The 25723-nt window shown below is 64.7% G+C and carries 25 protein-coding genes and 1 pseudogene; 6 read left to right on the forward strand and 20 right to left on the reverse strand.

Translation table 11 applies throughout. The features are described from left to right. Window positions 1–428: 428 nt before the first annotated feature. The 12 genes and pseudogenes from Q1M07_RS10315 to tpx form a co-directional block, all read right to left on the reverse strand. Window positions 429–683: a hypothetical protein gene (locus Q1M07_RS10315; protein ID WP_300453646.1), complete on the reverse strand. Its 255-nt coding sequence runs from the start codon at window positions 681–683 to the stop codon at window positions 429–431. A 135-nt stretch (window positions 684–818) separates the two neighbouring features. Further along, window positions 819–923 (reverse strand): annotated as a pseudogene (locus Q1M07_RS10320) (RHS repeat-associated core domain-containing protein); the annotation flags it as partial. 829 nt (window positions 924–1752) lie between these two features. Then, window positions 1753–2280 (reverse strand): LapA family protein, encoded by a 528-nt coding sequence (locus tag Q1M07_RS10325; protein WP_300453648.1) that lies wholly within the window; start codon window positions 2278–2280, stop codon window positions 1753–1755. Between the two features lie 139 nt (window positions 2281–2419). Next, a complete protein-coding gene (gene mtgA / locus Q1M07_RS10330; protein ID WP_300453650.1) occupies window positions 2420–3115 on the reverse strand; it encodes a monofunctional biosynthetic peptidoglycan transglycosylase in 696 nt (231 codons plus the stop codon). Then, window positions 3112–3936: a shikimate dehydrogenase gene (aroE, locus tag Q1M07_RS10335; RefSeq protein ID WP_300453652.1), complete on the reverse strand. Its 825-nt coding sequence runs from the start codon at window positions 3934–3936 to the stop codon at window positions 3112–3114. Before aroE ends, mtgA begins: the two co-directional genes overlap by 4 nt. A 6-nt stretch (window positions 3937–3942) precedes the next feature. Next, a complete protein-coding gene (locus Q1M07_RS10340) occupies window positions 3943–4833 on the reverse strand; it encodes a TonB family protein (RefSeq protein WP_300453654.1) in 891 nt (296 codons plus the stop codon). 1 nt (window position 4834) lies between these two features. Then, complete coding sequence (locus tag Q1M07_RS10345) at window positions 4835–6751, reverse strand: RNB domain-containing ribonuclease (protein ID WP_300453844.1); 1917 nt, start codon at window positions 6749–6751, stop codon at window positions 4835–4837. Between the two features lie 8 nt (window positions 6752–6759). Further along, on the reverse strand, window positions 6760–7362 hold the full coding sequence (locus Q1M07_RS10350) for a YqiA/YcfP family alpha/beta fold hydrolase (protein WP_300453655.1): 603 nt from the start codon (window positions 7360–7362) through the stop codon (window positions 6760–6762). Then, window positions 7334–8158 (reverse strand): undecaprenyl-diphosphate phosphatase, encoded by an 825-nt coding sequence (locus Q1M07_RS10355; protein WP_300453657.1) that lies wholly within the window; start codon window positions 8156–8158, stop codon window positions 7334–7336. Before Q1M07_RS10355 ends, Q1M07_RS10350 begins: the two co-directional genes overlap by 29 nt. Before the next feature lie 33 nt (window positions 8159–8191). Beyond that, window positions 8192–8458 (reverse strand): YkgJ family cysteine cluster protein, encoded by a 267-nt coding sequence (locus Q1M07_RS10360; RefSeq protein ID WP_300453658.1) that lies wholly within the window; start codon window positions 8456–8458, stop codon window positions 8192–8194. Next, on the reverse strand, window positions 8442–9317 hold the full coding sequence (locus tag Q1M07_RS10365) for an IclR family transcriptional regulator (protein WP_300453660.1): 876 nt from the start codon (window positions 9315–9317) through the stop codon (window positions 8442–8444). Before Q1M07_RS10365 ends, Q1M07_RS10360 begins: the two co-directional genes overlap by 17 nt. A gap of 44 nt (window positions 9318–9361) precedes the next feature. Further along, the gene (tpx, locus tag Q1M07_RS10370; RefSeq protein ID WP_300453662.1) at window positions 9362–9865 is read right to left on the reverse strand and encodes a thiol peroxidase; all 504 of its coding nucleotides are present in this window, start codon (window positions 9863–9865) and stop codon (window positions 9362–9364) included. A 334-nt stretch (window positions 9866–10199) separates the two neighbouring features. On the opposite strand from tpx, the gene Q1M07_RS10375 reads away from it, so the two are divergent. Next, entirely contained in the window at window positions 10200–11573 is a 1374-nt protein-coding gene (locus Q1M07_RS10375; RefSeq protein WP_300453664.1) for an ATP-binding protein, read from the forward strand. A 4-nt stretch (window positions 11574–11577) separates the two neighbouring features. After that, window positions 11578–12144, forward strand: a complete 567-nt coding sequence (locus tag Q1M07_RS10380) for a response regulator transcription factor (RefSeq protein WP_300453665.1) — start codon at window positions 11578–11580, stop codon at window positions 12142–12144. Between the two features lie 147 nt (window positions 12145–12291). On the opposite strand, the gene amt is transcribed toward Q1M07_RS10380, so the two are convergent. Genes amt through Q1M07_RS10395 form a run of 3 tightly spaced genes read right to left on the reverse strand, consistent with a single transcriptional unit; the run spans window position 12292 to window position 15067 of the window. Then, window positions 12292–13791: an ammonium transporter gene (gene amt / locus Q1M07_RS10385; protein ID WP_300453666.1), complete on the reverse strand. Its 1500-nt coding sequence runs from the start codon at window positions 13789–13791 to the stop codon at window positions 12292–12294. A gap of 10 nt (window positions 13792–13801) precedes the next feature. Beyond that, window positions 13802–14140 (reverse strand): P-II family nitrogen regulator, encoded by a 339-nt coding sequence (gene glnK / locus Q1M07_RS10390; RefSeq protein ID WP_300453668.1) that lies wholly within the window; start codon window positions 14138–14140, stop codon window positions 13802–13804. 51 nt (window positions 14141–14191) lie between these two features. Further along, window positions 14192–15067 (reverse strand): TorF family putative porin, encoded by an 876-nt coding sequence (locus Q1M07_RS10395; RefSeq protein ID WP_300453670.1) that lies wholly within the window; start codon window positions 15065–15067, stop codon window positions 14192–14194. A 246-nt stretch (window positions 15068–15313) separates the two neighbouring features. Here Q1M07_RS10395 and Q1M07_RS10400 point away from each other — a divergent pair, with 246 nt between their 5' ends. Both Q1M07_RS10400 and Q1M07_RS10405 read left to right on the forward strand, forming a co-directional pair. Continuing rightward, window positions 15314–15559, forward strand: a complete 246-nt coding sequence (locus Q1M07_RS10400; protein WP_300453672.1) for an accessory factor UbiK family protein — start codon at window positions 15314–15316, stop codon at window positions 15557–15559. 159 nt (window positions 15560–15718) lie between these two features. After that, window positions 15719–17221, forward strand: coding sequence for a YifB family Mg chelatase-like AAA ATPase (locus tag Q1M07_RS10405; protein ID WP_300453674.1), 1503 nt, complete (start codon window positions 15719–15721; stop codon window positions 17219–17221). Window positions 17222–17280: 59 nt separating this feature from the next. Here Q1M07_RS10405 and Q1M07_RS10410 read toward each other — a convergent pair whose 3' ends face one another. The 3 genes from Q1M07_RS10410 to Q1M07_RS10420 form a co-directional block, all read right to left on the reverse strand. Beyond that, window positions 17281–18567 carry a hemolysin family protein gene (locus Q1M07_RS10410; protein ID WP_300453676.1) on the reverse strand — a complete coding sequence of 429 codons (1287 nt, stop codon included), beginning with the start codon at window positions 18565–18567 and terminating at the stop codon, window positions 17281–17283. Window positions 18568–18652: 85 nt separating this feature from the next. Then, on the reverse strand, window positions 18653–19435 hold the full coding sequence (aroD, locus tag Q1M07_RS10415) for a type I 3-dehydroquinate dehydratase (RefSeq protein WP_300453678.1): 783 nt from the start codon (window positions 19433–19435) through the stop codon (window positions 18653–18655). Between the two features lie 2 nt (window positions 19436–19437). Then, window positions 19438–20208, reverse strand: a complete 771-nt coding sequence (locus tag Q1M07_RS10420) for a TerC family protein (RefSeq protein ID WP_300453680.1) — start codon at window positions 20206–20208, stop codon at window positions 19438–19440. Window positions 20209–20652: 444 nt separating this feature from the next. On the opposite strand from Q1M07_RS10420, the gene Q1M07_RS10425 reads away from it, so the two are divergent. Further along, window positions 20653–21336: a transglycosylase SLT domain-containing protein gene (locus Q1M07_RS10425; protein ID WP_300453682.1), complete on the forward strand. Its 684-nt coding sequence runs from the start codon at window positions 20653–20655 to the stop codon at window positions 21334–21336. 23 nt (window positions 21337–21359) lie between these two features. Here the strand turns inward: Q1M07_RS10425 and Q1M07_RS10430 are convergent, their stop codons facing one another. Both Q1M07_RS10430 and Q1M07_RS10435 read right to left on the reverse strand, forming a co-directional pair. Then, the gene (locus tag Q1M07_RS10430; protein ID WP_300453683.1) at window positions 21360–23132 is read right to left on the reverse strand and encodes a carbamoyltransferase; all 1773 of its coding nucleotides are present in this window, start codon (window positions 23130–23132) and stop codon (window positions 21360–21362) included. A gap of 146 nt (window positions 23133–23278) precedes the next feature. Continuing rightward, entirely contained in the window at window positions 23279–24370 is a 1092-nt protein-coding gene (locus tag Q1M07_RS10435) for a lipid A biosynthesis acyltransferase (RefSeq protein WP_300453684.1), read from the reverse strand. 32 nt (window positions 24371–24402) lie between these two features. On the opposite strand from Q1M07_RS10435, the gene Q1M07_RS10440 reads away from it, so the two are divergent. Beyond that, on the forward strand, window positions 24403–25713 hold the full coding sequence (locus Q1M07_RS10440) for a GNAT family N-acetyltransferase (RefSeq protein WP_300453686.1): 1311 nt from the start codon (window positions 24403–24405) through the stop codon (window positions 25711–25713). Window positions 25714–25723: the final 10 nt, after the last annotated feature.

Consider the following 25723-nt stretch of genomic DNA (forward strand, 5'->3'; position numbering starts at 1 on the left):
CAGACGCCCGCGCCGGGCTCCGGGGTGCAGGACAGCAGCAGTTGCAGGACCGCCGGCAGCCACGCCGCCACCGGCGGCGTCTGGGCAAGAGTCGGCAGTGGCAGGAGCACAGCGGCGAGAAGGGCGAACTGGGCTGACCGGCAAAGGAATTTCATGCGGCAGTTCCTGGAAAAGTGGCGGCGGAACGAGGCGTCCAGCAAGGGCCGGTCGAGGGCCTGTTCCCGGCCTGTTCGAGACTGGTGGCCAGCCGCTCGGGCAAGATGGGTGCGGAGGCAGACGCGCCGGTGGCTGGAGCCGGAGGCGGAGTGAAAGCAAGGGGGGTGTCGGTCATCGAGGTTGGTTTCAAGCGGGCGGTTTTCTTGGCGGCGACGGTATTGGCGAGGGTGATGTGTTCGGTTTCGGGCGGAATAGGTGAGCGAATGCAAGATTCAAGACCTGACACCGAGGTTTTTACCCCTACCCAGCACGCGGACCGGCGCCACGAACATCATTGCCGCTTCCAACGGCGTATCCGCCACACCCATTTGGTTGGCCGCAGTCAGCAGCGCACCGGCGGCCATCGCCGGCACCGAGTAGTCAGCCTCTTCAACCCAGGCATCGATCCCTGTCTGAAGCCTTGCCCGCACGCCGAACGAGGTGCATCCGCCTTCGGCCAGCCCTACCGCCTCCTCCCCGAACTCCACCTCCCCGCGCGCGACCTCGGCATCCGTCAGCGTTTCTCCGTCGTCGCCGTAGCCGTTGGCCGACAGGCAGTCGCCGACGCCGTAGGCGGTCTCGTTGCTCGTGCTGACCGGGCTGGCCCTGACCAGCCCGCTCGGGTCGATGTACTTGACCGGGTCGTTGCCGACGTAGGCGTAGGGGTTGAGGCCGCCGGCCAGCCCGCTGGGGTCTCTTTGCGTGAAGCGCGCGAGCGCCGGATCGTCGTAGCGCGCGGTAGTAGATCAGCCCGCTGGCGTCGGGCTCGCGCCCGGTATCGCCGTAGCGCTCGATGCGGCCCAGTTGCGCGCCGACCAGCGCGCCGTTGCCGTCGGTGACGGCGACCGCGCTGGTCGGCGCATCCTGGTGGTAGTTGCGCTTGTCGTAGCCGCCGGCGGCGTGGCGGGTGTAGCGCACGATCGGGTCGTCGGTGTTCGGACCGTGCGTCGTGAAGGCTGTCGGCGGCTGCCAGTCGCCTTCGTACTCGGCGACGATGTCCGAGCCATTGTAGAGGTACCAGGTGGTGACGCCGTGGCTCGTCTTGAGGATCCGCCGGCCCTGGTCGTCTCGTAGCCGTAGGTCTCGCTGACGCCGTTGCCGGCGGCGGCGACGAGGCGCTGGTTGGCATCGTAGGCGAGGTCGAGGATCCGGCTGCCGCTGCAGGTCGCGGCAGCGCCTGATCGGTCTTGGCGCCCGACCATTGCCGAAAGCGTTCGTCGCGTGCAGCCATCGTCCCAAGCAGGTAGCGGGCCGGGATGGTGGACTTTCGCCACAGCGCGAGCCTCAGCGACGCGAACGCCATCGGTCCGCCAGCCTTCGACTACAGCGCGCCTAAGCCGCCGTTGGCGGCACCTCAGTCGGGCTCGAACTGGATCGTGACCCGCCTTCCTGGCCGCAATCCCTCATCAATGCCGGGCTTGCAGCAACTCGAGAGCGTTCGACAGAGGAAGATGGGATGAAGGATCGGGGGCTGAGGGGCTTGCTGCTGCCGGAGAGGGCGGCGGTCGCGTCGGCGACAGCGTACGACCGGGTCGGTGCATCGACGGCTGCCGCGGCTCAAGCCGACCAGGTGTCGCCCGGCCGGCGAGTCGACAGAGCGCCGCCGTTTCTTTCCAGCCGATCCTCCAACTCCCCGATGCAGGCCGCCAGGCTGTTGCCGGACTGTTCGACGGCGGTCAGCAAATCTTTCTCGAGCCGGTCGAGCCGGGCGAGGACCGCGGTGTCCGTCGCGGCCCGGGAGCCGCTGTCACGATTGGCCAGCTTCTGCAGCTCGGCCTCGAGAAAGGCGCGTAGTTCCGTGAAGCGGGAGGCCTCCGCTTTGTCGGCCAGTTCGCGGTTGAGCTGCAGTTCCTGCGCATGCCGGCGCGAATCCAGGAGCGCAGACGCCTGCACATAGACCACGAAGACCAGGAAGAAAGCGGTGAGAAACGCTACCACACCGAGCATGAGTACGCCGAGCGGCGCCTGCAGCTCGGTCACTCCGAGCGAGAGCGTGGTCGGGGCGATGAATTGGTTCCAGTTGAGCGCCGAAAAGGCCGCGATGGCGCCAAGGACAAGCAGCAACAGTATGGTGCGAAGCTTCATGGGATGAGTACTCCTGGTTCGTTCTGCCTGCCGGAGCGGGCCAGAGATCGTTCAAGTGACGAGTGTATCGCAGGCCGGCGGTGCGCGGTCGGCAGCGTTGGGCGGGCCGGGCCTTCGCCTCCCGCCGCTTGGCCGGCCGTCACGGCACCTCGGCCGACGGCATGCGGGCCAGGATGATCGCGGACTTTCTGGCCAGTCCAGGCGCGTTGCGGTTGCGATCGTAGAATCGCGGGCTGGGGACCATTCCGGCCAGCCGGGCGGCCTGCTCGCGCGACAGTTGCGCCGCTGAAACACCGTAGTAGTGGCGGGCCGCCGCTTCGGCCCCGAACACACCATTACCCCACTCGATGACATTGAGGTAGACCTCGAGGATGCGCTGCTTGCTCCAGACGGCTTCCAGCATCAAGGTGATGACTGCCTCTTCCGCCTTGCGCCAGGACGTCTTGGCCGGCGTCAGGAAGAGGTTTTTGGCAAGCTGCTGCGAAATCGTCGATCCGCCGGCGACGATGCGCCCTTTCCGCTGGTTCTTTTCGATGGCGTGCTGGATGCCTTCCCAGTCGAAGCCTTCGTGATCGACGAACTTGGCATCCTCGGCCGCGACGATCGCCTGCTTGAGATGCGCCGAGATCCGGCCGTAAGCGCTCCATTCCCTCTTCAACTGGGCTTGCGGGTCCTTGACCCGCAGTTCGTCGAGGCGGATGCTCATGAAGCGAGTGGTTTCCGGATTGACCCAGTTCCACCACAAGACCCAGCCGAATAGCCACAACTGATAGAGCAGCAGGACGGCGACCAGACCAAGGATAAGCTTCTTGAGCCAGGCGAAGGCTTGCCTCATCGCTCCAGAGCGACGCGCAGCATGGCCAGTACCGGTGCCGTTGCGGGGCGAATGCCGCGCCAGACGAGAAAGGCTTCCGCCGCCTGTTCGACGAGCATGCCGAGGCCATCCGCCAGGCGGGCCGCGCCCTGTTGAGCGGCGAAGGCCAGAAAGGGCGTCGCCTCCCGTCCGTACATCATGTCGTAGGCCAGGCTGCCGGGCGCGAAAATCCCGCTCGGCAGGGGCGGCAGCTCGCCACCCAGACTGGCCGAAGTGGCGTTGATCACCACATCGAAGCACATGCCGGGGAGATCGGTGTAGCCGCAGCCGACCGGTGAAGTCGCCCCCGCGAAGCGCTGTGCCAGATCCTCGGCGCGCGCCGCCGCCCGGTTGGCGATGACCAGATTCGCCGGTCGAGCGTCGAGCAGCGGTCCGACGACGCCACGCGCCGCACCGCCCGCGCCGAGCAACAGCACTCGCTTGCCGGCGATCGGACAGGACAGGTTGACGCCGAGATCGAAGAGCAGGCCGGCGCCGTCGGTGTTGTCGCCGAAAACGTCCGCGTGATGGAAAACCATCGTGTTGACCGCGCCGGCCAGTTCGGCGCGGGCGGACAGCCGCGTCGTCAGCCCGTAGGCTTCTTCCTTGAAGGGCAGCGTGACGTTGGCGCCACGGCCACCAGCGGCGGCAAAGTCGCGCACGCTTTCCGCGAAGCCATCGCGCGGCACGAGAATGGCTTCGTAGCGGATATCCTGCCGGCACTGGGCGGCGAAGGCGGCGTGAATCGCCGGCGACTTGCTGTGCCCCACCGGGTTGCCAAAAACGCAGTAACGGTCGCTCATCGTGGCCTACCTTGCTCGAGTTTCGAGGCTGTCGCGTTGGGTGAAGTTCCAGCTTCGGGTGATGACCAGGATATCGGTATCGTGCCGAATGGCTGGCGGGAAGGCGGCAAAGGGCGCCGCCATGGTGACGATGCGGCGCGCGGCGTCGTCGAGAATCCGGTGTCCCGACGAGCGGTTGATTTCGACCGCGGCGACCGTTCCGTCACCGCGCAGGGTCACCGTCAGAACCAGACTGCCATAGAGTTTTCCGCGCGCCGCCTCCGGATAGTTGAGGGTTCCCACACGTTCGACCTTGAGCCGCCACTCCTCGACGTACTGTGCAAAGCGGTACTCGTCGGCGCGCGTGCCGATGAACTTCTTGCGCGGCCGCTGGTTGTAGTCGTCGACCTCCTTGGCGATCTCGCCTTCGAGGCGCGCCATGGCCAGAGCACTCTGCGCCAGGTCACGGCCGGTGATGCTGGGCGAAGGTTCCGGTTGGGTCGCCTTGTCCGCCATCGGCGCGACGACGGTACGGCTGCGCGTCTGCGCCGCCAATCGTTGCTGATGCGCCTCGAGTTCTTGGATGCGCCTTTGCGACTGGTCCAGATCATCGCCGTCCTGATGCCGGGGAGCTGGAGGCAGCGGGGTCTTGGCGCGTCGCTTCTCCTCGGTGTTGCCGCCGCCGTCGAGATGAGCTTGCGCCAGCACCTGGGCGTCGGCTGGCTTCCTGGCCGAGCGGCTGTTGACCAGTATGATGTCGAGCGCGCGATCCTGGAAGGCACGTGCGGCGTTCGGGAAGTTGAAGTGCAGCGACAGCAGGACGGCATGCAGCAGCAGCGAGACGCCCAGCGCCAGCCACAAGCGGCGCCCGGCGAGAGCGAGAATATGCTGCGACAGTTCGCGTGCCCTGCCGTTCACTTCAATCGACCGCCTCCAGCATTTCGTCGTCAGCCAGCGGCGCGCTGGCGCTCACGGCGACGAGCGTATCGACGTAACGGCAGGCCAGTTCCAGGGTGAGAAAGTCGATCGATTCGATGCGTAGCCGGAGCCGCTGACCCGGTTTGAGATCCGGCGCCGACGCCATGCGCTGCACCAGCGGCAGATCGTCCAGCCGGCACAAGTTCTCGCGGCCGACGACCGTCGCCTCGATCGTCTCGAGACCGTTCTGCCGCAGCCAGCGCAAACACCAGTAACGTTCCATGCTGCGCTGGAACTCGGCGTAGGCGCTGTAAGCAAGGTCGAAATCGCGCAGCGCCGCAAACAAGGCATCCGAGCGGGCGGCAAAGGGCGGTGTCTCACCGTTCAGGAGGGCGACCAGTTGCCACTGGTTGAGCAGGTCGACGTAGCGCCGAAGCGGCGACGACAACCAGGCGTACTGTTTGACGCCGAGACCCTCGTGCGCTTGCGCCACGGTGCTCATGCGCACCTTGCCGCCGGTCTGTACGCGATAGATGGCCGCCACGCCCTTCTCGGCCAGCAGACCGCCCCAGGTGCTGTTGGCGATTATCATCAGCTCGGCGACCAGCTTGTCGAGCGGGCTGCCACGCCGGCGGGCACTGATCTCGACCCGGCACGCCTCGGCGTCGGCCAGATCGCCGTCGATCCGGAAGTTGTAATCGTGATTGCCTGCCATTGCCGACGGTTTGCCGCGCCGACCCTCGCAGGCATTGGCCAGTTGCCAGAGCGTCATCAGTTCGGCGCGAAAAGCGAACTCCGGCAGGCCGGCCGCAATCGTCTGCTCGTTGAACAACGGTTCGATGTCGTGGTGGCGAAGGTTGGCAACGACGGGAACGTTCTCGAGGCGCGACTCATGTGCCGTGATCTCGAAGTCGGGGGTTACAGTGAGATAGAGAGAAACGGCCGGCGACGTACGGCCGCTGGACAGCGTGAAGCGGTCCACCACGGCGTCCGGCAACATGGTGATCTTGGCGCCGGGCATGTAAACGGTCGACAACCTGTCGCGCGCCATATCGTCGAGCGGCGAACCCGGCGCGATACCCAGCGCCGGCGCCGCGATATGGACGCCGACCCGCCAGCCGACACCGGGCAGCGTCTGCAGCGAGAAAGCATCGTCGATCTCGGTCGTCGTCGCATCGTCGATCGAGAAGGCCTGCACATCGGCACGCGGCAGGCCACCCGGCAGGGGCGGCGCGGGATAGGGCGGAAAGCCCGTCCCGTGCGGAAAGCGCTCGAGCAGGAAACGCTGCAGATGGTAGTCGTAGGCCGAGCGGATGGCGCCGCATCGAGCCAGGAGATGGGCCGCCGAGAGGCCGGTTTCACGGCAAGCCACTTCGAGCGCCTTGGCCTCGCCGCGGTTGCGGTCGGGTTTGTAGAGCAACTGCCTGATAAGTGGCGGAAACTCGGCGGGCAGCGAGAAAGCCTTGAGCTCGACGATCATTCGTTCGATTGCGACGGCCTGCTGGCGCTTCCTTTCGAGACCGGCGAGAGCGGCCTGCAGGATGTCAGCGGGAGCCTTGCGAAAACGCCCCTTGCCCTTACGATGGAAGTAGATCGGCGCCGCATGCAGGGCCAGCAGCAGCGCCGACGCTTCGACTGCCGTGGCGACATGGCCGAAGTACTCGTCGGCAATTTCGGAAAAGGAAAACTCGCCTTCACCCAGGCATTCCCAGAGAAAGTCAGGCTCGATCCCGCTGGCCAGCGCCTCGGCCTGGTCGAGCAGACTGGCTGGCGCCGGCTCGCTGTAGCGCAACAGGATGCTCGCCGACTTGACTTTGCTGCGTTTGCCGGAAGCCATTTCGACCTGCAGCGACGAGTCGTTGTCGGTCACGATGGTGGCCGCCCGGAAAACCCCGTCTTCCTCGAATAGAACGTGCATCACGGCGATTATAGCCCACAGAATTCAATGATTTGCGGCAGCAGATCGGGGAAGTGCACGAAGCTGTGATCACCCCCGTCGATGACCACCTGGCGGCTGCCGGCGTAGCGTGCCAGGGCCAAGCGGTAGTCCAGCACCTCGTCGCCGGTTTCGACCAGCAACAGGTAGCGCTCGGGGGTCACGGACGGTGTTGCGAGGGCGCGCAACTGGTCGACGTGCTCGGGCGTGAACTCGAAGGTTTCGCCGGTGTGGAAATTGGTCTGCGTTCCCACCAGTCCGCCGAGCAAGGCGGGTGCCATTACCGCCGGGTTGATCAGTACGGCGCGCAAGTCGTATTTTTCGGCCAGCCAGGAGGCGTAATAGCCGCCGAGCGAACTGCCGACCAAGGTTGTCGGTCCGTCGGCCGCGGCGAGCAGTTTCTCCGCGCTGGCAATCGCGGCGAACGGAACGGGCGGCAGCGTGGGGCAGGCGAAACGCTCCCCGAGACCGGCGCCGATCAGTCGCTCGCCGAGCAGCCGCGCTTTCCAAGAGGCCGGCGACGAGCAGAAGCCGTGCAGGTAGAGGATGCGCGGCGCCACCAACTCAGCCACTCGTCCAGGAAACGGCGCCATAATGCCAGGTCGCCAGAACGACGATGCCAAAGGCGATGCGGTACCAGGCGAAGATCGCAAAGTCGTGCGTGCTGATGTAGCGCAACAGCCCGCGCACCGCCCAGAAGGCCGAGGCGAAGGCGGCGACGAAGCCAACGATCCACATCCCCAGATCGTCGAAGGAAAGCAGGGCACGTTCCTTGTAAAGCTGGTAGAGGCTCGCTCCGATGAGCGTCGGTATGGCGAGAAAGAACGAAAACTCGGTCGCCGCGCGGCGCGAGAGACCGAAGAACAGGCCGCCGATGATGGTTGCTCCCGAGCGCGACGTGCCCGGGATCAAGGCCAGCGCCTGCGCCAGTCCGAGCTTCAGGGCATCGGCCGGCGTCAGATCGTCGACCGACTCGACGCGGATGCGGTGGTCGCGGCGTTCGGCCCAGAGAATGATCAGGCCGCCGACGATGAAAGCCGTCGCGACGACCGGCGCGTTGAAAAGATACGACTTGATCGCCTTGCCGAAGAGCAGGCCGATGATCGCCAGCGGCAGGAAAGCGATCAGCACATTGAGCGCGAAACGCTGCGCCGCGCGTTCACTCGGCAGCCCCAGCAGGACTTGCGTGATCTTCGCCCGATACTCCCAGCAGACGGCCAGCATGGCGCCGGATTGAATGACGATCTCGAAGAGCTTGCCACGCTCGTCGTTGAAATCGAGCAGGTCGCCAGCGAGAATCAGATGGCCGGTGGAAGACACCGGCAGAAACTCGGTCAGTCCTTCGACGACGCCGAGAATCAGGGCTTTCAGCAGGAGCAACAGGTCCACGACGGGTTCTCGACAAAACCCGCATTCTAGCACTCAAGGCCGGGTTGCCCGCTCCAGTGCCGACAGCCAATCGAGCGCGTGCTGGCGATTGTCGCCGCACATCTCGACCGAGGGCTGCAAGCCGCCGCAGAAAGCCGGCCGTTCGGGTCGGCCCCACAGGCGACAGAGGTAATCCGCGCCCAGATTGACGCAGGGCTCGTCAGCCGCTTTGCCTCGCGGATGACCGGGTATCGGCGTGCCGATCGACGGTGCGATGCAGCAAGCGCCACACGCCGGTCGGCAGTCACGCCGGCTCGGCATCGGCCACTTGCGGCATGACGTCGCCGGCGGACGAGCCTTGATCCGCGGCGCCATCGGCGACCTGACCGCCGAGTCGCCGCGACAGGGTGGCCGCCGCCTGCCTGGTGGCCTGCGCCATCGGACTGTCCCAGTCCAGGTCGAAGTTGCCGATGATACCCAGCGAGGTGATGGCCGCGACCATCCGCCCCGTATGATCGAAGACCGGCGCACTGAAGCCATTGATTCCCGGCGACACGCTGCCCGAAGCGCGGGCGATGCCATGCCGGCGAATCTCGTCGAGTTGCCGCGTCAATACCTCCGATAGCGCGGCGGGTGTCGTCTGGCGCAGTTCGGCGGTGGCTTCTATTTCCGCGTCGAGCATTTTTTTGAGATACGGCGAGCGGTAGAAAGCGGAAAATGCCAATCCGGTGGCCGACGAAGTGAGCGGCAGGACGACGCCGTTACGCAGCGTGACGGTCACCGGACCGCCCGCCTCGACCCAGCGCACACAGGTCGCGCCGCGATTGCCCCACATCGCCAGCGCGACGGTTTCGCCGATGTGCTCGCAGAGGTCGTCGAGCACCGGTCCGGCGAGCCGCACCGGATCGAGCCTGGCCAGACTCGCCAGGCCCAGTTCGAGCGCGAACTCACCCAGATCGTAGCGGCCGGTGTTGGCATCCTGTTCGACGAGGCCCATGCGCATGAAGCTCACCAGGTAGCGGTGCGCCTTGGCCGCCGGCATGCCGGCATGGCGCGCCACGTCGCGCAGCATCATCGAGCGACCGTGTGCGGCCAGCGCGCGTAGCAGGCGCGTGCCGACCTCGATCGACTGAATGCCTTGTCGCTGCCTGGTGGGCGACGTGCCGTTGGCGTCGGACACCGGACCTGATGACGGCGGGGCGGGCAAGGCGATGGCGCGCCGGCTCAGGCAAGCGCCTGCAGCGCCGCGTCGTAGTCCGGCTCGTCTTTGATCTCGGCCACCAACTGACTGTGCAATACGGTATCGTCACCGTCGAGGACAAGCACCGCACGTGCCGCCAGTCCAGTCAACGGACCGGAGCTCAGTGCGACGCCGTAGGCTTCGAGGAAATCGCGGCCCCGCATCGTGGAGAGCATCACCACCCGGTCGAGTCCCTCGGCACCGCAGAAACGGCTTTGCGCAAATGGCAGGTCGGCGGAAACACAGAGCACCACGGTATTCGTCAGCGCCGCCGCCCGCTCGTTGAACTTGCGCACCGACGTCGCGCAGGTCGGCGTGTCGATGCTCGGGAAAATGTTCAGAACCTTGCGCTGACCGGCAAAGCTGCGCAGCGAAACGTCGGCAAGATCCTTGCCGACCAGCGTGAAGTCCGGCGCCGACTGGCCAAGCTGCGGAAAGCGGCCGCTTACTTGCATCGGCTTGCCGCCAAGCGTTACTGTGTTCGTCATGTCGATTCCTCGTGGAGGTTTGAAGGGAGCGGAGAATGGTACCAGCCCAGGTCGTTCGGGTCGGCGCTACTTGGTCACCATTTCATGGCCAAAGTTCGCCGCCGGACGAATCTCCGTCCGGCGGCAGCCCTCACTGCCGTGCGATAGCCCGACTGGCACAGGTTGATACGGCCTCCCGCTCGGTGCGCAATGGCACTCGGGCGCGAGATACCGGCGCCAGTCGGTGTTCCCGGCGTTCGCGAAGTAGGCGACGAATTGCCGCAGCCGCAGGCACGCGATCGGTCGGCGGCGTAAAATTTGACGTCTGTACCTCTCGCCAGGTGAAGTGCCGACCATGCCTCCATCCCGTCGCGATCCGCCAGCGGCTTTGCTGCCCACAGCGGCCAACCCGCTGGCCCGACTGGTAACACTACGCCGACTCGAGGTGCTGACACAGGCGGTCGTCCTCCTGCTGGCGGTGGCGTGGCTCAGGATTCCCCTCGATGTCCCGTTCATGAGCGCGACCATTGCGCTGCTCGCGGCGATCAACCTGGCCACTCGATGGCGGCTCGAGCGTGGCGGTCCGGTGAGCGAACGCGAGATCTTGGGCCACCTGATGATCGATGTCATTGCTCTGGGCTTGCTTCTTTTCTTCGCCGGCGGCTCGACCAACCCATTCGTCTCGCTTTTCCTGCTGCCGCCGACGCTGGCTGCGGCGATGCTGTCGGCGAAGCGCGCCTGGACGGTGGCCGGCCTTACACTGCTCATTTATACTTTTTTGATTTTCTGGAGCCTGCCGCTACCGCCGCCTCAAGGCGACCTGGCGCAGTTCGATGCGCTGCTCGCTCGTGCCACCGGCGGTGCTGGCGAGCATGCGAGTCACAACAACGGCTTTGCCCTGCATGTCCTCGGAATGTGGCTGAACTTCGTGATCAGCGTCGGCATCGTCGCTTTCTTTCTGACCCGTATGGCCTCGACCCTCAAGGACCGCGAGCGGCAGCTGGCGGCGGCCCGCGAAGCCGCGCTGCGCAACGAGCAGATTCTCGCGCTCGGGACGCTCGCCGCCGGCGCCGCTCACCAGTTGGGTACGCCGCTGGGGACGATGGCGATCGTCATCCGCGAGCTCGAACTGAACACCGGCAACGATCCCGAGATCAAGGAGGATCTGTGGCTGTTGCGCGAACAGGTCGACCGCTGCAAGCGAACGATTTCGCAGATTCTTGCTTCGACCGGGCAGAGCCGCGATGAGAGCCTGCGCGCCCTGACCCTCGACGCCTACCTGCACCGACTGCTCGACGAGTGGCAGGTGATCCGCCCGCACGCCTTGCTCAGCACAACGCTGCATGGCGAGCAGCCGGCGCCACGGGTCGCCGCCGACCGTACGCTGGAACAGGCGATACTCAATCTGCTGGACAATGCCGCCGACGCCCATGGCGCGAACCCCGACGCCTTGCGTTTCACGGCCGACTGGGACAGCGAGACCTGTCACATCGAGATCGTCGACGGGGGGCCGGGGCTGGACGCCGAGGCTGCCGAGCGCTTGGGTGAGGCATTCTTCAGCACCAAGACAAACAGCGCAGAGCCCGGCGGCGGTATCGGAATCGGTCTGTTTCTGTCGAATGCCACCATCGCGCGCTTTGGTGGCAGAGTCGAGCTCGTTAACCGTGACGATTCGCGTGCGGGCGTGCGTACTCGCGTCACCCTGCCACTCGATCGCCTGAAAGTCTGAATCCATGCTTGTGCAAAATGCCAGACACACCGCCGACGAACGCCCGACGCTGCTGCTGGTCGACGACGACGACGCCTTCCGCCGGGTTCTCGGGCGCGCGCTGGAGCGCCGCGGCTATGCCGTGAGCGTTGCCGCGAACGTCGAAGCGGCTGTCCTCAAAGCGCAGGCGCAGCCTCCCGAGTACGCCGTGGTGGATCTCAAGATGCCCGGAGAATCGGGACTGTTTCTCATCCGGAAGCTCATCGACCTCGATCCGAACACGCGTGTCGTCATGCTGACCGGCTACGCGAGTATCGCGACGGCGATCGAGGCAATCAAGCTCGGCGCCATCCACTACCTCGCCAAACCATGCGACGCGGACGAGGTCGTGGCGGCGCTCAACAAGAGCAGCGAGGGGGATGCGGCGACGGCGGTCGCCGATTCACCGTTGTCGGTCGACCGTCTCGAGTGGGAACACATCCAGCGCGTGCTGGGCGAACATCAGGGCAACGTCTCGGCTACCGCCCGCGCGCTCAAGATGCATCGACGCACGCTGCAGCGCAAACTCGGTAAGCGCCCGAGCCGGGAGTAGCGAGGCCGGACGACAGACGAGCGGCCTTGGCCGTGTCGGCCGACAAGCGGCTGTGGGCGGGCGCCACTCCAGCCGGCGGCGGCGAAGGATAAAAAAATGGGCGCCACGAAGGCGCCCCAAGGGGAGAGAAGTCACCTGCAGAAGCTTTCAATAGTGGTAAGCCGATTCGCCGTGCGAAGTGATGTCGAGACCTTCGCGTTCCTCTTCCTCCGGCACCCGCAGCCCGATGACCATATCGACGAGTTTGAAAGCCACCAGCGAGACGACGCCAGACCAGACGATCACGGTACCTACCCCCCACAACTGGCTGATGACCTGGGCCGCCATGTCGTAGTCGCCGACCTTGTTGGCCACGTAGTCATAGACACCGGTGCCGCCGAGCGCCGGATCGGTGAAAACACCGGTCAGGATCGCGCCAAGAATGCCGCCAACGCCGTGCACACCGAAGACGTCGAGCGAATCGTCGGCCCCGAGCAGGCGCTTCAGGCCATTGACGCCCCACAGGCAGATCACGCCGGCCAGCAGACCGATGGCGATGGCTCCCATGACACCGACGAAGCCGGCGGCCGGGGTAATCGCGACGAGGCCCGACACCGCACCCGAAGCCGCGCCGAGCATTGACGGCTTGCCCTTCAACAGCCACTCGGCCAGCATCCAGGACAGCGCGGCGCAGGCGGTTGCCACCCAGGTGTTGACCATCGCCAGCGCGGCACCGCCGCTCGCCTCGAGCGCCGAACCGGCGTTGAAACCGAACCAGCCGAACCACAGCAGCGATGCGCCGATCATCGTGAAGGTCAGGCTGTGCGGAGCCATCGACTCACGGCCGTAGCCGATTCGCTTGCCGATGACGATCGCGCCGATCAAACCGGCGATAGCGGCGTTGATGTGCACCACCGTCCCGCCAGCGAAGTCGAGCGCGCCCTTTTGAAACAGGAAGCCAGCGGTCTTGCCGGCCGCCTCGCCAGCAGCCGCGTCAAGATAGGCGTCCGGCCCCGCCCAGTACCACACCATGTGCGCCATCGGCAGATAAGAGAGGGTGAACCAGATCACCATGAAGACGAGGATCGCGGCGAACTTTGCCCGTTCGGCGAAGGCGCCGACGATCAGTCCGCAAGTAATTGCCGCGAAAGCTCCCTGAAAGATCACGTAGGCCAGCTCCGAGATCACCACCCCCTTGGAGAATGTGGCGACCACCGAGTCAACGGTGACTCCCTTCAGGAATACTTTGTCGAGCACCCCGAAGAAGCCGCCGCCCTCGGTGAACGCCACCGAGTAGCCATAAACGACCCACAACACGCTGATCAGCGAAAAGGTGACGAAGACCTGCATCAGCACCGAGAGCATGTTCTTGGTACGCACCAGGCCACCATAAAACAAGGCCAGGCCGGGGATGGACATCAGGATGACGAGCGCGGCGCTGACCATGATCCAGGCGTTGTCGCCCTTGTTGGCAACCAGAGCCGGAGCGGCTGCGGCAGCGGCCGGGGCAGCGCTTGCCGCGGTGCTCGAAGGCGTCGCGCTAGCCGCGGGTTCGGTCACCGCGCTGGTGCCAGTGCTGGCTGCGGCGGCCGGTTTATCTTCCGCCCAGACCGGTGCACCGATGTTGATGACGCCGAGCAGAGCGAGGATGGCGAGTGTACGTTTCATGTTTTGCTCCTCACAGGGCATCTTCACCGGTTTCGCCGGTGCGGATGCGAATGACTTGTTCGATGGCCGAGATGAAAATCTTCCCATCACCGATCTTGCCGGTACTGGCGGACTTTTCGATCGCTTCGATCACCTGGTCGAGAATGTCGTCCCGGATCGCCGCTTCGACCTTCACCTTGGGCAGGAAGTCGACGACGTACTCGGCACCACGGTAAAGCTCGGTGTGACCCTTCTGGCGCCCGAAGCCCTTGACTTCGGTGACGGTGATGCCCTGCACGCCAATGGCCGACAGGGCTTCTCGTACTTCGTCGAGCTTGAAAGGCTTGATGATGGCGGTAACCAGTTTCATGTTGTGCTCCATATCAGGGGGGCTCTGCTCCCCGGTTGAACGAGTATTGGCCTAGAAAGTCCGGCTGACCGAAAGTACGGCGAGCGCGCGACCGGCATCTTTGGTGTGCGAGCCGAAGCTGATCACGCCGCCGCTGTCCGAGTTCGAATTGGTGAAGCAGTAGGGCTGATAGCTCGCGGCTCCGCAATTGCCCGCTGCATTGGTATCGATGTACGACAGGGCGAACAGCCAGCCACTCACGTCTTTGGTCACGCCAACCTTCCAGTCCGTGTAATCGCCGTTGTAGACGTTCTTGAGGTTCAGGCGACCGAGGTGGGCATTGACCCCCCAGCCTTGCCCGAGATCGTAGTTGGCCGATAGATCGAGATACTGGCTGCCGTGCGTGTTCTTGCCGGTCGACAGGCCGAACTTGTCCACGCCGCGCAGCGAGAAGTAGTCGCCCATCGAGTAAAAGTACTTCAGTGACAGGAACTTCCACGAGCCACCAAGGTAAAGCTCCTTGTTGTTCACCGCCCCGGAATTGGCGCCGACGCCAAGGCCACTGGCGTCCGACCCTGGGTAGTAGTAGTAGATCGCGCCGATGTCGATGGCGAAGTCACCGAAAGCCGCCTTGTAGCCTCCGTAGAAGTCCATTTCCAGATTGCCATCCGGGAATCCGGCGCCGGAACTGACGTTCGAGTTCCAGTTCCCGACGTAGAAACCGCTGGCGTGCGCGTAGTCGAAGCCCCCTTGCAGCGCCGGCTTGCCGAAGGTCTGGTCGATGCCGCGAAAGCGGTAACTGCTGAACAGGCCCAGATTGCCGCTCAGCGTATGCGGACTGGCCGTCCCCGCGGGTACGGTGTCAGCCTGCGCCGAGTCGGGTGTTTGGGCGACGGCCGGCGTGGACAAGGCCGCGCAGAACACGGTGGCAAGTGCGAGGTTCTTCATGGTAGCGCCTTAAGCAGAGTAGAAAAGGGAAATACCGTCGACCGTCAAGCACTTTTCGTGCCATAACAATTTTATTTATGTATCGCAATCACTTGGCCGATTTCGGCGAGATCGCCAAGGCAAGACCGCACTGCAAGTGCGCGGCCCAGGAAAATTGGCGCACCAAGGTGGTGCGCGCCCTGGAGGGCCGTTTGCGTGTGCTAAACTTCGTCGGTCCTGCAACCTCTACGCCTTTCGGTGAACACGATGCTTGATCCCCGGATCCTCGAAGAACTCGGCGCCCGCCTGAGTGGCATGATTGCTGCCAGCCCGGCGGCCGATATAGAAAAAAACGTTCGCGCCCTGCTTTCGAGCGTGTTTGCCAAGCTCGATCTGGTAAGTCGTGAAGAATTCGACATCCAGATGCAGGTTCTGCAGCGCACGCGAGAAAAATTGAAGGCCCTCGAAGCACGGCTCGAGCGGCTGGAAAACCCACCCGCACCGCCGATCTGAATCCGCAGCCCGGCCTGACCGGGCGGCGTGACGAGGGTCACCATGGGGTGCGACGCCGGCGCGTCACCCCGCTCAGGACTGGGCGGGTCTGACATCGGCAACCACCATCCCCCTTTCGGGCAGTGATTGACTAGACTGAGGTTTTGCTCCCGTACCGCCATGCCGCTCGCTATCGTTTTCAGCCGTGGTCTGGATGGGCTTTCCGCGCCGGAAGTCGCGGTCGAGGTCCACCTGGCCGGCGGCTTGCCGAGCGTCACGCTGGTCGGGCTACCCGACACCGAGGTCAAAGAGGCGCGTGACCGGGTCAGAGCGGCGTTGCAGAACTCCGGCTTCGACTTTCCGAGCAAGCGGATCACGGTGAACCTCGCCCCGGCCGACCTGCCCAAGGAATCCGGGCGTTTCGACCTGCCCATCGCGCTCGGCATTCTTGCCGCGTCGGACCAGATTCCGAAGCAGGCCCTGGCCGACCATGAGTTCGCGGGCGAACTGTCACTCTCGGGCGAACTGCGGCCGATCCGCGGCGCCCTCGCGATGGTGCTCGCTGCCGGCAGCAGCGGCCGCCGTTTCATCCTGCCAACGGGCAGTGCGCAGGAGGCGGCGTTGGCCGCTAGAGCGCCGGTGCTCGCCGCCGCCAGCCTGCTCGAGGTCTGCGCTCACCTGACCGGACAGGGCAAGCTGAGCGACTGCGTCGCGGTCGATCGCTCCCCGTGCGACAACGGCGACGACCATCCCGACCTGGCTGACGTACGGGGTCAGACGCAGGCCAAGCGAGTCCTCGAGGTGGCCGCGGCTGGGGCACATTCGATCCTGCTGGCCGGGCCACCGGGCACCGGCAAGTCGATGCTCGCGAGCCGCCTGCCGGGCTTGCTGCCGCCGATGACGCTCGACGCCGCGCTCGAATCGGCGGCTGTACTATCGCTCGCCGGCCAGTTCCGGCCGGAATGGTTTCGCCGCCATCCCTACCGCGCGCCGCATCACACGGCTTCCTCCGCGGCACTCGTCGGGGGTGGCAGCGTCCCGCACCCCGGCGAAATCTCGCTGGCCCATCACGGAGTGCTGTTTCTCGACGAGATCCCTGAGTTCGACCGGCGAGTTCTCGAAGCCTTGCGCGAACCGCTGGACAGCGGACGCATCCACATTTCTCGCGCCACGAGGCAGGCCGAGTTTCCGGCGCAGTTTCAGCTCGTTGCGGCGATGAACCCCTGTCCCTGCGGCTACCACGGAGACTCGCGCGGGCGTTGCCGGTGTACGCCGGACCAGGTGCTGCGCTATCGCAGCCGCCTTTCCGGACCCTTGCTCGACCGCATCGACCTGCAGATCGAAGTTCCGGCGCTGCCCGCCGACGTGCTGCAGCGAGCACCGGACGGCGAAGCCTCGGCAGCCGTTCGTGCCCGCGTCACCCGGGCACGCGAAAGACAGATGGCGCGCCAGGGAAAAGCCAACGCGCGCCTGACGACCAGGGAAATCGATCAGCACTGCCAGCCGGCGGCATCCGCCGCGACGCTGTTGAAGCAGGCGATCAGCCGCTTCGAGCTATCGGCGCGCGCTTTTCATCGCGTCCTCAAGGTGGCGCGGACGCTCGCCGACCTCGCCGGCAGCGACGCGATCGAAATGCCGCATGTTGCCGAAGCCGTTCAGTACCGCCGCTTCGCGAAAACCTGACTTGTCGCCGGAACCGAAGGAGTAGCCTGGGCGACCGGCCCGGCTCGTGTGTCGGCGCGCTACGTGCGCCGGGAGACGAGAACCTTGTCCACTCGGTTGCCATCCATGTCGACGACTTCGAATCGCCACCCAGCACTTTCGAAGTGATCGGCTGCCGAGGGGATGCGCCCCAGCGCGTACATGGCGAAGCCACCCAGGGTATTGAAGGCGTTCTCGTTTTCACCGGGCAGCTCGGCCACCAGACCGAGAACGCTCTTCAGACGTTCGATGCTGACGCTTCCGTCGATCAGCCGCGAGCCGTCCTCACGAACGACGACATCCTGCTCGTCGGAGCTGTCCCAGCCGGGCAGGTCGCCGACGATCGAAGCCAGCACGTCGGTCAGCGTCACCAGCCCCTGCAGTTCGCCGTACTCGTCGACCATCAACGCACATTGCTGGCGCGCGCGCCGGAAAGTCTCGAGCAGTTGCGTCGTCGTCACGCTGGCCGGGACATAGAGCGCGGGCCGGACAAAGGCGTCGATGGCCAGCGGCTGGCCGGCGAGCACGCCTTTGAGAAGATCGCTGGTATGCAGGACACCGACGATCTGCTCGAGGCCCTCGCGGCAAACGACGATGCGCCGGTGCGGGCTCTCGGCGAGGCGGTGGCGGATTTCCGCTTCGCTCGCGTTGAGGTCGAGCAGGTAGATGTCCTTGCGATGGGTCATGATCGCGCTGATGCGCTGGTCGTCCAGGCGCAGGACGTTGGCCACGATCGCCTGTTCGCTGGCGTGGAAGACCCCGGATTCGGCCCCCTGACCCATCAGCAGCTTGATCTCGTCGTCGGTCACCGACGACTCCGGCGAACGATCGGCGCCCAGCAAGCGGACGAACAGATTGGACGACGACGACAGCAGATAGACCGCGGGGCGCGCCAGCGAAGAGAGGAAGTTCATCAGCGGCGCGATGAACGACGCGACGCGTTCCGGTGCCAGCAAGCCGAGGCGCTTCGGAACCAGTTCGCCGACCACGACCGAGAAGTACGTCAGACCGGCGACGACCAGAGCCAGAGCGATGCCTTCGGCGTGCTCGGCGAGCACCGGCCAGGCCGCCAGTTGCTGGGCCAGCGGGATGGCCAGCGCCGTCTCGCCAATGGCGCCGCTGAGGATGCCCACCGTGGTGATTCCCACCTGGACGGTGGACAGGAAGGTCGAGGGCTCGCGGTGCAGCGCCAGGGCCGCACGGGCGCCCCGGTTGCCGTCGTCGGCGAGCGTCTGCAGGCGCGATTGGCGAGACGACAGCACGGCGATCTCCGACATGGCGAAGAGACCGTTGAGCAGGATCAGGAGAAGAAGCAAGACGATGTCCATGGTCATTTCCGTCGGACCTGTGCCTCGCGGCCGGAGGCGGCCGACAAACCACCGCCAGCCGGTCGGCGATCGGCACTCGATCCGGTCATCCGGCCGCCAGCGCGCGCCGCACGATGTCGACCACGAGGCGCAGGTCTTCGATCGGCACTTGGCCGGGCGCCGACGCCTGGTCGCCGACGGCGAAGCTTACCGACGAGCCGAAGGCCCAGCCGAACAAGCGGCTCAGCGAACCGTAGGCGCCCATCGACATGCTGATGATCGGCAGCTCGATGCGCCGCCTGGCGGCGACGGTCGCACCGAGCAGCGTGAGTACGTCTTCGATGACGCGCGGCATGACCGCCACCTTGGCGATGTCGGCCCCCGCCTGCTCCATGGCCACCAGCCTGGCGACGATCTCCTCGCCCGGTGGCGTCCCGTCGAAGTCGTGGAAGGACGCTATCAACTGCACGCCAGCACGCTGCGCGGCCTGCCGTGCGGCCTGGAAATGCCGCGCCTCGCTGCTCATCTCGTAGTCGAGAAAATCGACGCAGCCGGTCGCGCACACGGCTTCGCAGAGCGACAGGACCTGTTCTTCCGTGATTCCGGTCGGCTGCCCGCCCTCGCGCGTCGAGCGGCGGGTGAAAATGATCGGCCGCTTGCCGGCGCGTTCGCGAATCGCGCGCGCCAGAGCAAGGACGCGCGCCGTATCGGCGATTCCGGAAAAGAAATCGACCCGCCATTCGACGAGGTCGGGCCGTTTGGCGCAGACGGCGTCCAGTTCGCGCAAGAGCGACGGCTCGTCGCTCGCCACCAGCGGGGTGCAGATCAGCGGCCCGCCTCCGCCGGTCAGCGGCTGGCCGCCGAGTTCGATGATCTTGCCGAAAGTCACGGTCATTCCTTTGGCGTGGCTTCGTCGTGCGTATAGGCCTCGTGCAGATGCACCGGCGCCACCGCCTTTCGGCGCAGGCGGATATTCAGCATCTCGACGGCGACCGAGAAGGCCATCGCGAAGTAGATGTAGCCTTTCGGTACCTTGTGGCCAAAGCCCTCGGCGACGAGCGCCACGCCGACGACCATGAGGAAGGACAGAGCCAGCATCTTGACCGTCGGGTGCGCCGAGACGAAGCGTCCGATGGCCGCCGCAAAGAGCATCATCAGGCCGACTGAAGTGACGACGGCAGCGACCATCACCGCCACCTCGTCGACCATTCCCACCGCGGTGATGATCGAATCCAGCGAAAAGACGATGTCGATGACGATGATCTGCAGGATGATAGCCGAGAAGGTGGCTTTGACCGCCGTCGAAGCGTGCCCTTCCTCACCTTCGAGCAACTGGTGGATCTCCTGCGTGCTCTTCCAGATCAGGAAGATGCCGCCGCCGATCAGGATGAGATCGCGCGGCGAGATGGCCTGCCCGAAGACGCTGAACAGCGGGTCGGTCGCGCCGACGATGACCGACAGCAGCAGGAGCAACGCGATGCGCAGGAACATCGCCAGGAATAGTCCGAGCTTTCTCGCTTTCTCACGCGCCACCGGGGGCAGGCGGTCGACCAGGATCGAAATGAAGATAATGTTGTCAATTCCCAACACCAGCTCGAGCGCCGTCAGGGTGGCGAAGGCCAGCCAAGCCTGGGGATTGGCCAGCAGAGAGACGAAATCCATGCTTGTATCCTAGGATGAGCCCGGCCCGCGGGCCGCATGGCGCCATTATAAGGAGCCTTGAGGGCTGTGGCCGTCGACTTCGACCAGCCAGGGAAAGCCCGCCGAATAATATCGATGGCATCCGACAGGCAACCGAAAAAAACGGCTTCGCGACGCGCTCGACGGTTTGTCGAAGCTAGCCTGCGCGCTGCTCAGCCTGCCGCGAGCTTGATGCGGGTTGACGAAATGCCCATTAATCAATAGAGTGCGATCTCTCGTGCAGCAACCGAGCCAATCCCGGCTATTCCGCTGCACTCTCGCCGCTCTGCCCGCGGGTTTCCAGACCGCGCAGAGTTCCGGCCTCAGGGTAGGTTTCTCCCGCGTATTCGAGGCTTTGCACCCGCCTGTAACCGTCCATCGTCGTGCCGTTGTTTTTGGCGCGATGACCAAAGTGAAGGAGAGAGCATGTCCGCAACCATCTCGCTTAGCAGTATTTCCGGGCGTCGCATCGACGCCACTTTAAGTTTTATTCAACACAGCATGATCGTCGTCGGGCTGATGCTTCTGCTGACGACGCTCAAACCCTTCGTCAGCAACGCTGGCGCCGAAACGGAGCCGGCGCTGCCCGTCGAGTCGCCTGCGATCAACGAAGTGGTCGCGCCGGAACCCGTGAAAACCGTTCCCGAGGCGCTGTCACCAAGCCTGCTGCGCGCCCTCGATTACGTCTCACGGCGCTACCGGGTGGCTCCCGAAGCGCTGGTTCCGGTCTTCGAAGCCGCGCAGGCGGTGGGCCGCGAGCGACGCGTCGATCCCTTGCTGATCATCGCCATCATCGGCATCGAGTCGAGGTTCAACCCGTTCGCGGAAAGCGCCTTTGGTGCCAAGGGACTGATGCAGGTGATCCCCGGATACCACATGGACAAGGTACCGCAAGGGGCGGGCGAGCAACCGTTTCTCGACCCGGTAACCAATATCCAGGTCGGCGTACACGTCCTCGAGGAAGCGATCCGCTGGCGTGGCGGTCTGACCGCCGGCCTGCAGCACTACGGCGGCGCGGCGGACGACCCCGAAACGGCTTACGCCAACAAGGTTCTGGCCGAGAAACAGCGTCTCGAACAGGCGGCCCGCCGAGCTCCCGCGCGCGGCTGAGCGCCGGCCAGGCGAGAGGAGAGTCAGGCGGGCGCCGTCGGTACGCCGCCGGTCTCGCCAGCCGCCCCGTTCTTGACGACGACGATGTCTTCCATGACCAGGTACTGAAGATCCGAGCCGAAGAACATGTCGAGAGCGTCCGTGGGCGAACAGATCATCGGTTCGCCGCGACGGTTCAGCGAGGTATTGAGTACGACGCCGTTGCCGGTCAACTTTTCGAGTTCGAGCATCAGGTCGTAGTAACGTGGATTGAAGCGCCGCTCGAGAACCTGCGCGCGCGAGCTGCCGTCTTCGTGCACCACTTCGGGCACGCGCTCCCGCCAGCCGTCGGCGACCGCGAAGGTGAAGGTCATGAACGGCGCCGGATGGTCGCTACCGAGCATCTGCGGGCCGACCCTGTCGAGCATGCTTGGACAAAAAGGGCGCCAACGCTCGCGAAACTTGATCTGCGCGTTGATCCGGTCGGCAACGCCGGCGACACTGGGACAGCCGAGGATCGAGCGACCGCCCAGGGCACGCGGGCCGAATTCCATTCGCCCCTGAAACCAGGCGACCGGGTGACCGTCGGCAAGCAACCTGGCGACCCGCCGCGGCACGTCGTCCACGCGCTGCCAGGATGGCCGGGCCGCATGGCGGGCGCAGGCGGCGACGACATCTTCGTTGCTGTACGCCGGGCCCAGATAGACGTGCTCCATTTTTTCCACCGGCGCGCCGCGTTGCACCGACACGTAGGCCGCGGCACCGACCGCCGTTCCGGCGTCGCCGGAAGCCGGCTGGACGAAAAGCTGCCGCACATCCGGACGAGCGATGATCTTCTGGTTGAGCTTGACGTTCAGCGCGCCACCGCCCGAAAAGGCGAGACGCCCCGTTTCCCGCAGGATATCGCCCAGGTAGTGCTCGAGCATCTGCAGCGACAGGTCTTCGAACAGCTTCTGCATGCTCGCTGCGTAGTGGATGTAGGGATCGTCGGCGACGTCTCCGGAGCGTCGGGGACCCAGCCAGTCGACCAGCTTCGGCGAAAAGTAGTAGCCCTTGCCGTTCTCCTTGTAGCGACGAAAGCCGATCACGTTGGCGTAGTCCGTGTTGACCGTCAGTTGGCCCTTGTCGAACTTCGCCAGTCGCGAAAAGTCGTAGCGCGCAGGGTCGCCGTAGGGCGCCATGCCCATCACCTTGTATTCGCCGTCGAGCATCTCGAAGCCCAGATACTCGGTCAAAGCGCCGTAGAGCCCGCCCAGCGAGTCGGGGTCGTAGAACTCCTTGATCTTGTGAATTCGGCCGTTCTCGCCGTAACCGAAAAACGTCGTGGCGTATTCGCCCTTGCCGTCGATACCGAGAATCGCCGTCTTTTCGCCGAAGCCGGCACAGTGGTAGGCACTCGCCGCATGCGCCAGGTGGTGCTCGACGGGAACGATTTCGGTCTTCTTCAGCTCGAAGCCGAGCTGTTGCAGGCACCACTCGATGCGCTTCCGGTAGCGATAAAAACGCCGGTTACCGCTCAGAATGGCGTCTATCGAACGGTCCGGCGCGTACCAGTAACGTCTCGCGTAGTGCCAGCGCGCTGGCTCGGTGAGGCTGATCGGGGCAAAGGGGATGGCCACCGCGTCGACCTGCGCCGGTTTTATCCCGGCAAACTCGAGGCAGAACTTGGCGGCCTCGTAGGGCATGCGGTTCTTGGCGTGCTTGTCGCGAACGAAGCGCTCTTCCTCCGCCGCCGCGACGAGTTTGCCGTCGATATAGAGGGCCGCCGAGGGGTCGTGCGTCAGCGCGCCGGACAGTCCGAGTAGAGTCAGAGCCAAGATCGGGTTCTCAAAGGGCCAGCCATTGAATCGGCCCGTCGCGCCCAGCAGGGCCGCGAACCGCCGAAAGTTTCAAGTATACCTGCCTTGGCGCGCCGTCGACTCGTCGTCCGGGCGACAGGCGGCCGCGGCCGGCCGGTGCGCCCTCAGTAAGGACGCGGCTCGCCAGCCGGGCGAGTCTTGAAACGGCGATGGACCCAGTAATACTGCTCCGGCATCGTGCGCACGGCCGCTTCGATCCAGGCGTTCATGCGCCGGGTGTCGGCCGCGACATCGTGTGTGGGAAAATCTTGCCATGGCTCGCCGATCGTGACCACATAGCCTTCGCCGCCCGGCAGCAGGCGCGTCACCACCGGGACGACGGTGGCACCAGCCAGCCGCGCCAGCCGCGACAATCCGGGAACGGTGGCGGCCGGGACGCCGAAGAAGGGAACGAAGATCGAATCGCGACTGCCGAGATCCATATCGGGCAAGTAGTACAGCGGGCGCCCGGATTTCATTGCCTTGACGCTGGCGCGCACGCTTTCCTGGCGGGACAGCAGCAGCTGGTCGCCGAAGCGGCGGCGACCACGGTACAGCAGGCGGTCGAACAGCGGGTCCGACTGTACCGCGTAGATGCTCGCGCTATCGTGGCGCATGGCAATCGCCACGCCGCCCACATCGAGCCCGACGAAATGCGGGGCCAGCATGAGCACCGGACGTCCGGCGTCGAGCAGTAGGCGCAGCCGCTCTTCTCCCTCGACCCGCGTCAACCGCTGCAGCCTCTCCGGAGCCGCCCACCACAGCAGTCCGCGTTCGAGCATGCTGCGGCTCAGCACCTTGAAATGCGCTTTCGCCAAACGTTCGCGCTGAGGCTCGGCGAGCTCCGGGAAACATAGGCGAAGATTCACCAGCACGATGTGCCGGCGTCGCCTGGCGAGTGCGAAAAGAGCCGCCCCGAGTCCGTTACCGATACCCGCCAGGACCGGCAGCGGCAGGAAGTGCAGCAGCCACAGCACGGTGGCGAGCAAACGACTCAACATACCTTTAGGCGATCGGGACTGGCGATGCCGTCGGCTTAGCCAAACAATCGGCGGCGTCGGCGCGGCTTTTGATAAGATGCATGCTGAGGATCTCGTGAGCACGGTTCCCGGATTGTGCCTCTTTGACCGAGATTTGGGTAAAGTATAAGCGTCGGAAGCCCCAGCGTTTTCGGGCTTGCGGCGGCTGATTCTTGTCGGCGTCGGGGCAGTGCGCATTGCGGACGATCGCCGTTGCCGAGGGGATGGGGATGATCAGAAAACTAGTCTTGCCAGTACGAAAACTGCTGCACGGCACGCTGCGGAAACTGTTCAACGTTCTCCCACAGAAGCGACGCTTCGCGGTCTATCGCAACTTCGTCGATTGCGATCCGGCGCCGAGTGAGCGGCTGGTGCTCAAGATTGCCGAAACGCGCGAGGAACTCGAAGCGTGCTTCAGCCTGCTGCACGACGCCTACGTCGACAGTGGCTTCATGAAACCCGACCCCTCGGGAATGCGTGTCACCATTTATCATGCCCTGCCGACGACCACGACGCTGTGTGCAAAATATGATGGCCGGGTGGTCGGCACGCTGTCCCTGATCCGGGAGAGTGTGCTCGGATTTCCGCTGCAGCGCATCTTCGATCTGACGGCTATCCGCGAGAAGAAGGGCAACATCGCCGAAGTGTCGGCCTTGGCAGTACACAAGAAGTTCCGCAAGACCGGCGGCAGCATCCTGTTTCCGTTGATGAAGTTCATGTACGAGTATTGCACGACCTTCTTCGACACACGACATCTCGTTATCGCCGTCAACCCCAAGCACATCGAGATGTACGAATCGCTGCTGTTCTTCGAACGTCTGACGCAGAACGTCGTCGAAAACTACGACTTCGTCAACGGCGCGCCAGCGGTCGGCGCCACTCTCGATCTTGGCTCGGCGCCGGAGATCTTTCGCCGGCACTATGGATCGAAACCACCGAAGCGGAATCTTTACGCTTTCTTCACCTCGGTCAAGCTGCCCAACATCAAACTGCCGCAACGACGCTTCTATACCACCAACGATCCGGTACTGACTCCGGAACTGCTCGACTACTTCTTCAACGTCCGGACCAAGGTATTCCAACAGCTCAGCGACCGCAAGAAATGTCTGATGCACACGATCTACGACTTGCCGGCCTATCAGGCCGTTCTGCCGGCGCTCTCCGAGGGTAGCCAGGATGGCACGGCGCGACGGCGGCACCAGCGTTTTTCGGTGCGCTGCCCGGCGAAACTGTCGCTCGTCGCGCCCGACGGCATCGAAAGCAAGGTCAATCTGGAAATCTTTCAGCTTTCGCGTTACGGCTTCAAGGCGCACGCGCTCTCTGCCATTCCGATCAACGTCTGGGGCGAAGCGATGATTCAACTGGGACCGGCAGAAGTGTCGCGCATCCAGGTTTCGGCCTCGCGGGACTCGGGCGAAGGAGTCTACGGTTTCCGCCTCGGCGAACCCGACCTGATCTGGCGCAAGTTCGTCAACGCCTTGTACAGCGGCAGCATCCACGCCGACCTGGAAAACGCGACGCGCTTCATGACCGATCGTTGACCGCGGGTCG

The sequence above is a fragment of the Accumulibacter sp. genome (genome assembly GCF_029255285.1).
Taxonomy (GTDB): Bacteria; Pseudomonadota; Gammaproteobacteria; order Burkholderiales; family Rhodocyclaceae; genus Accumulibacter.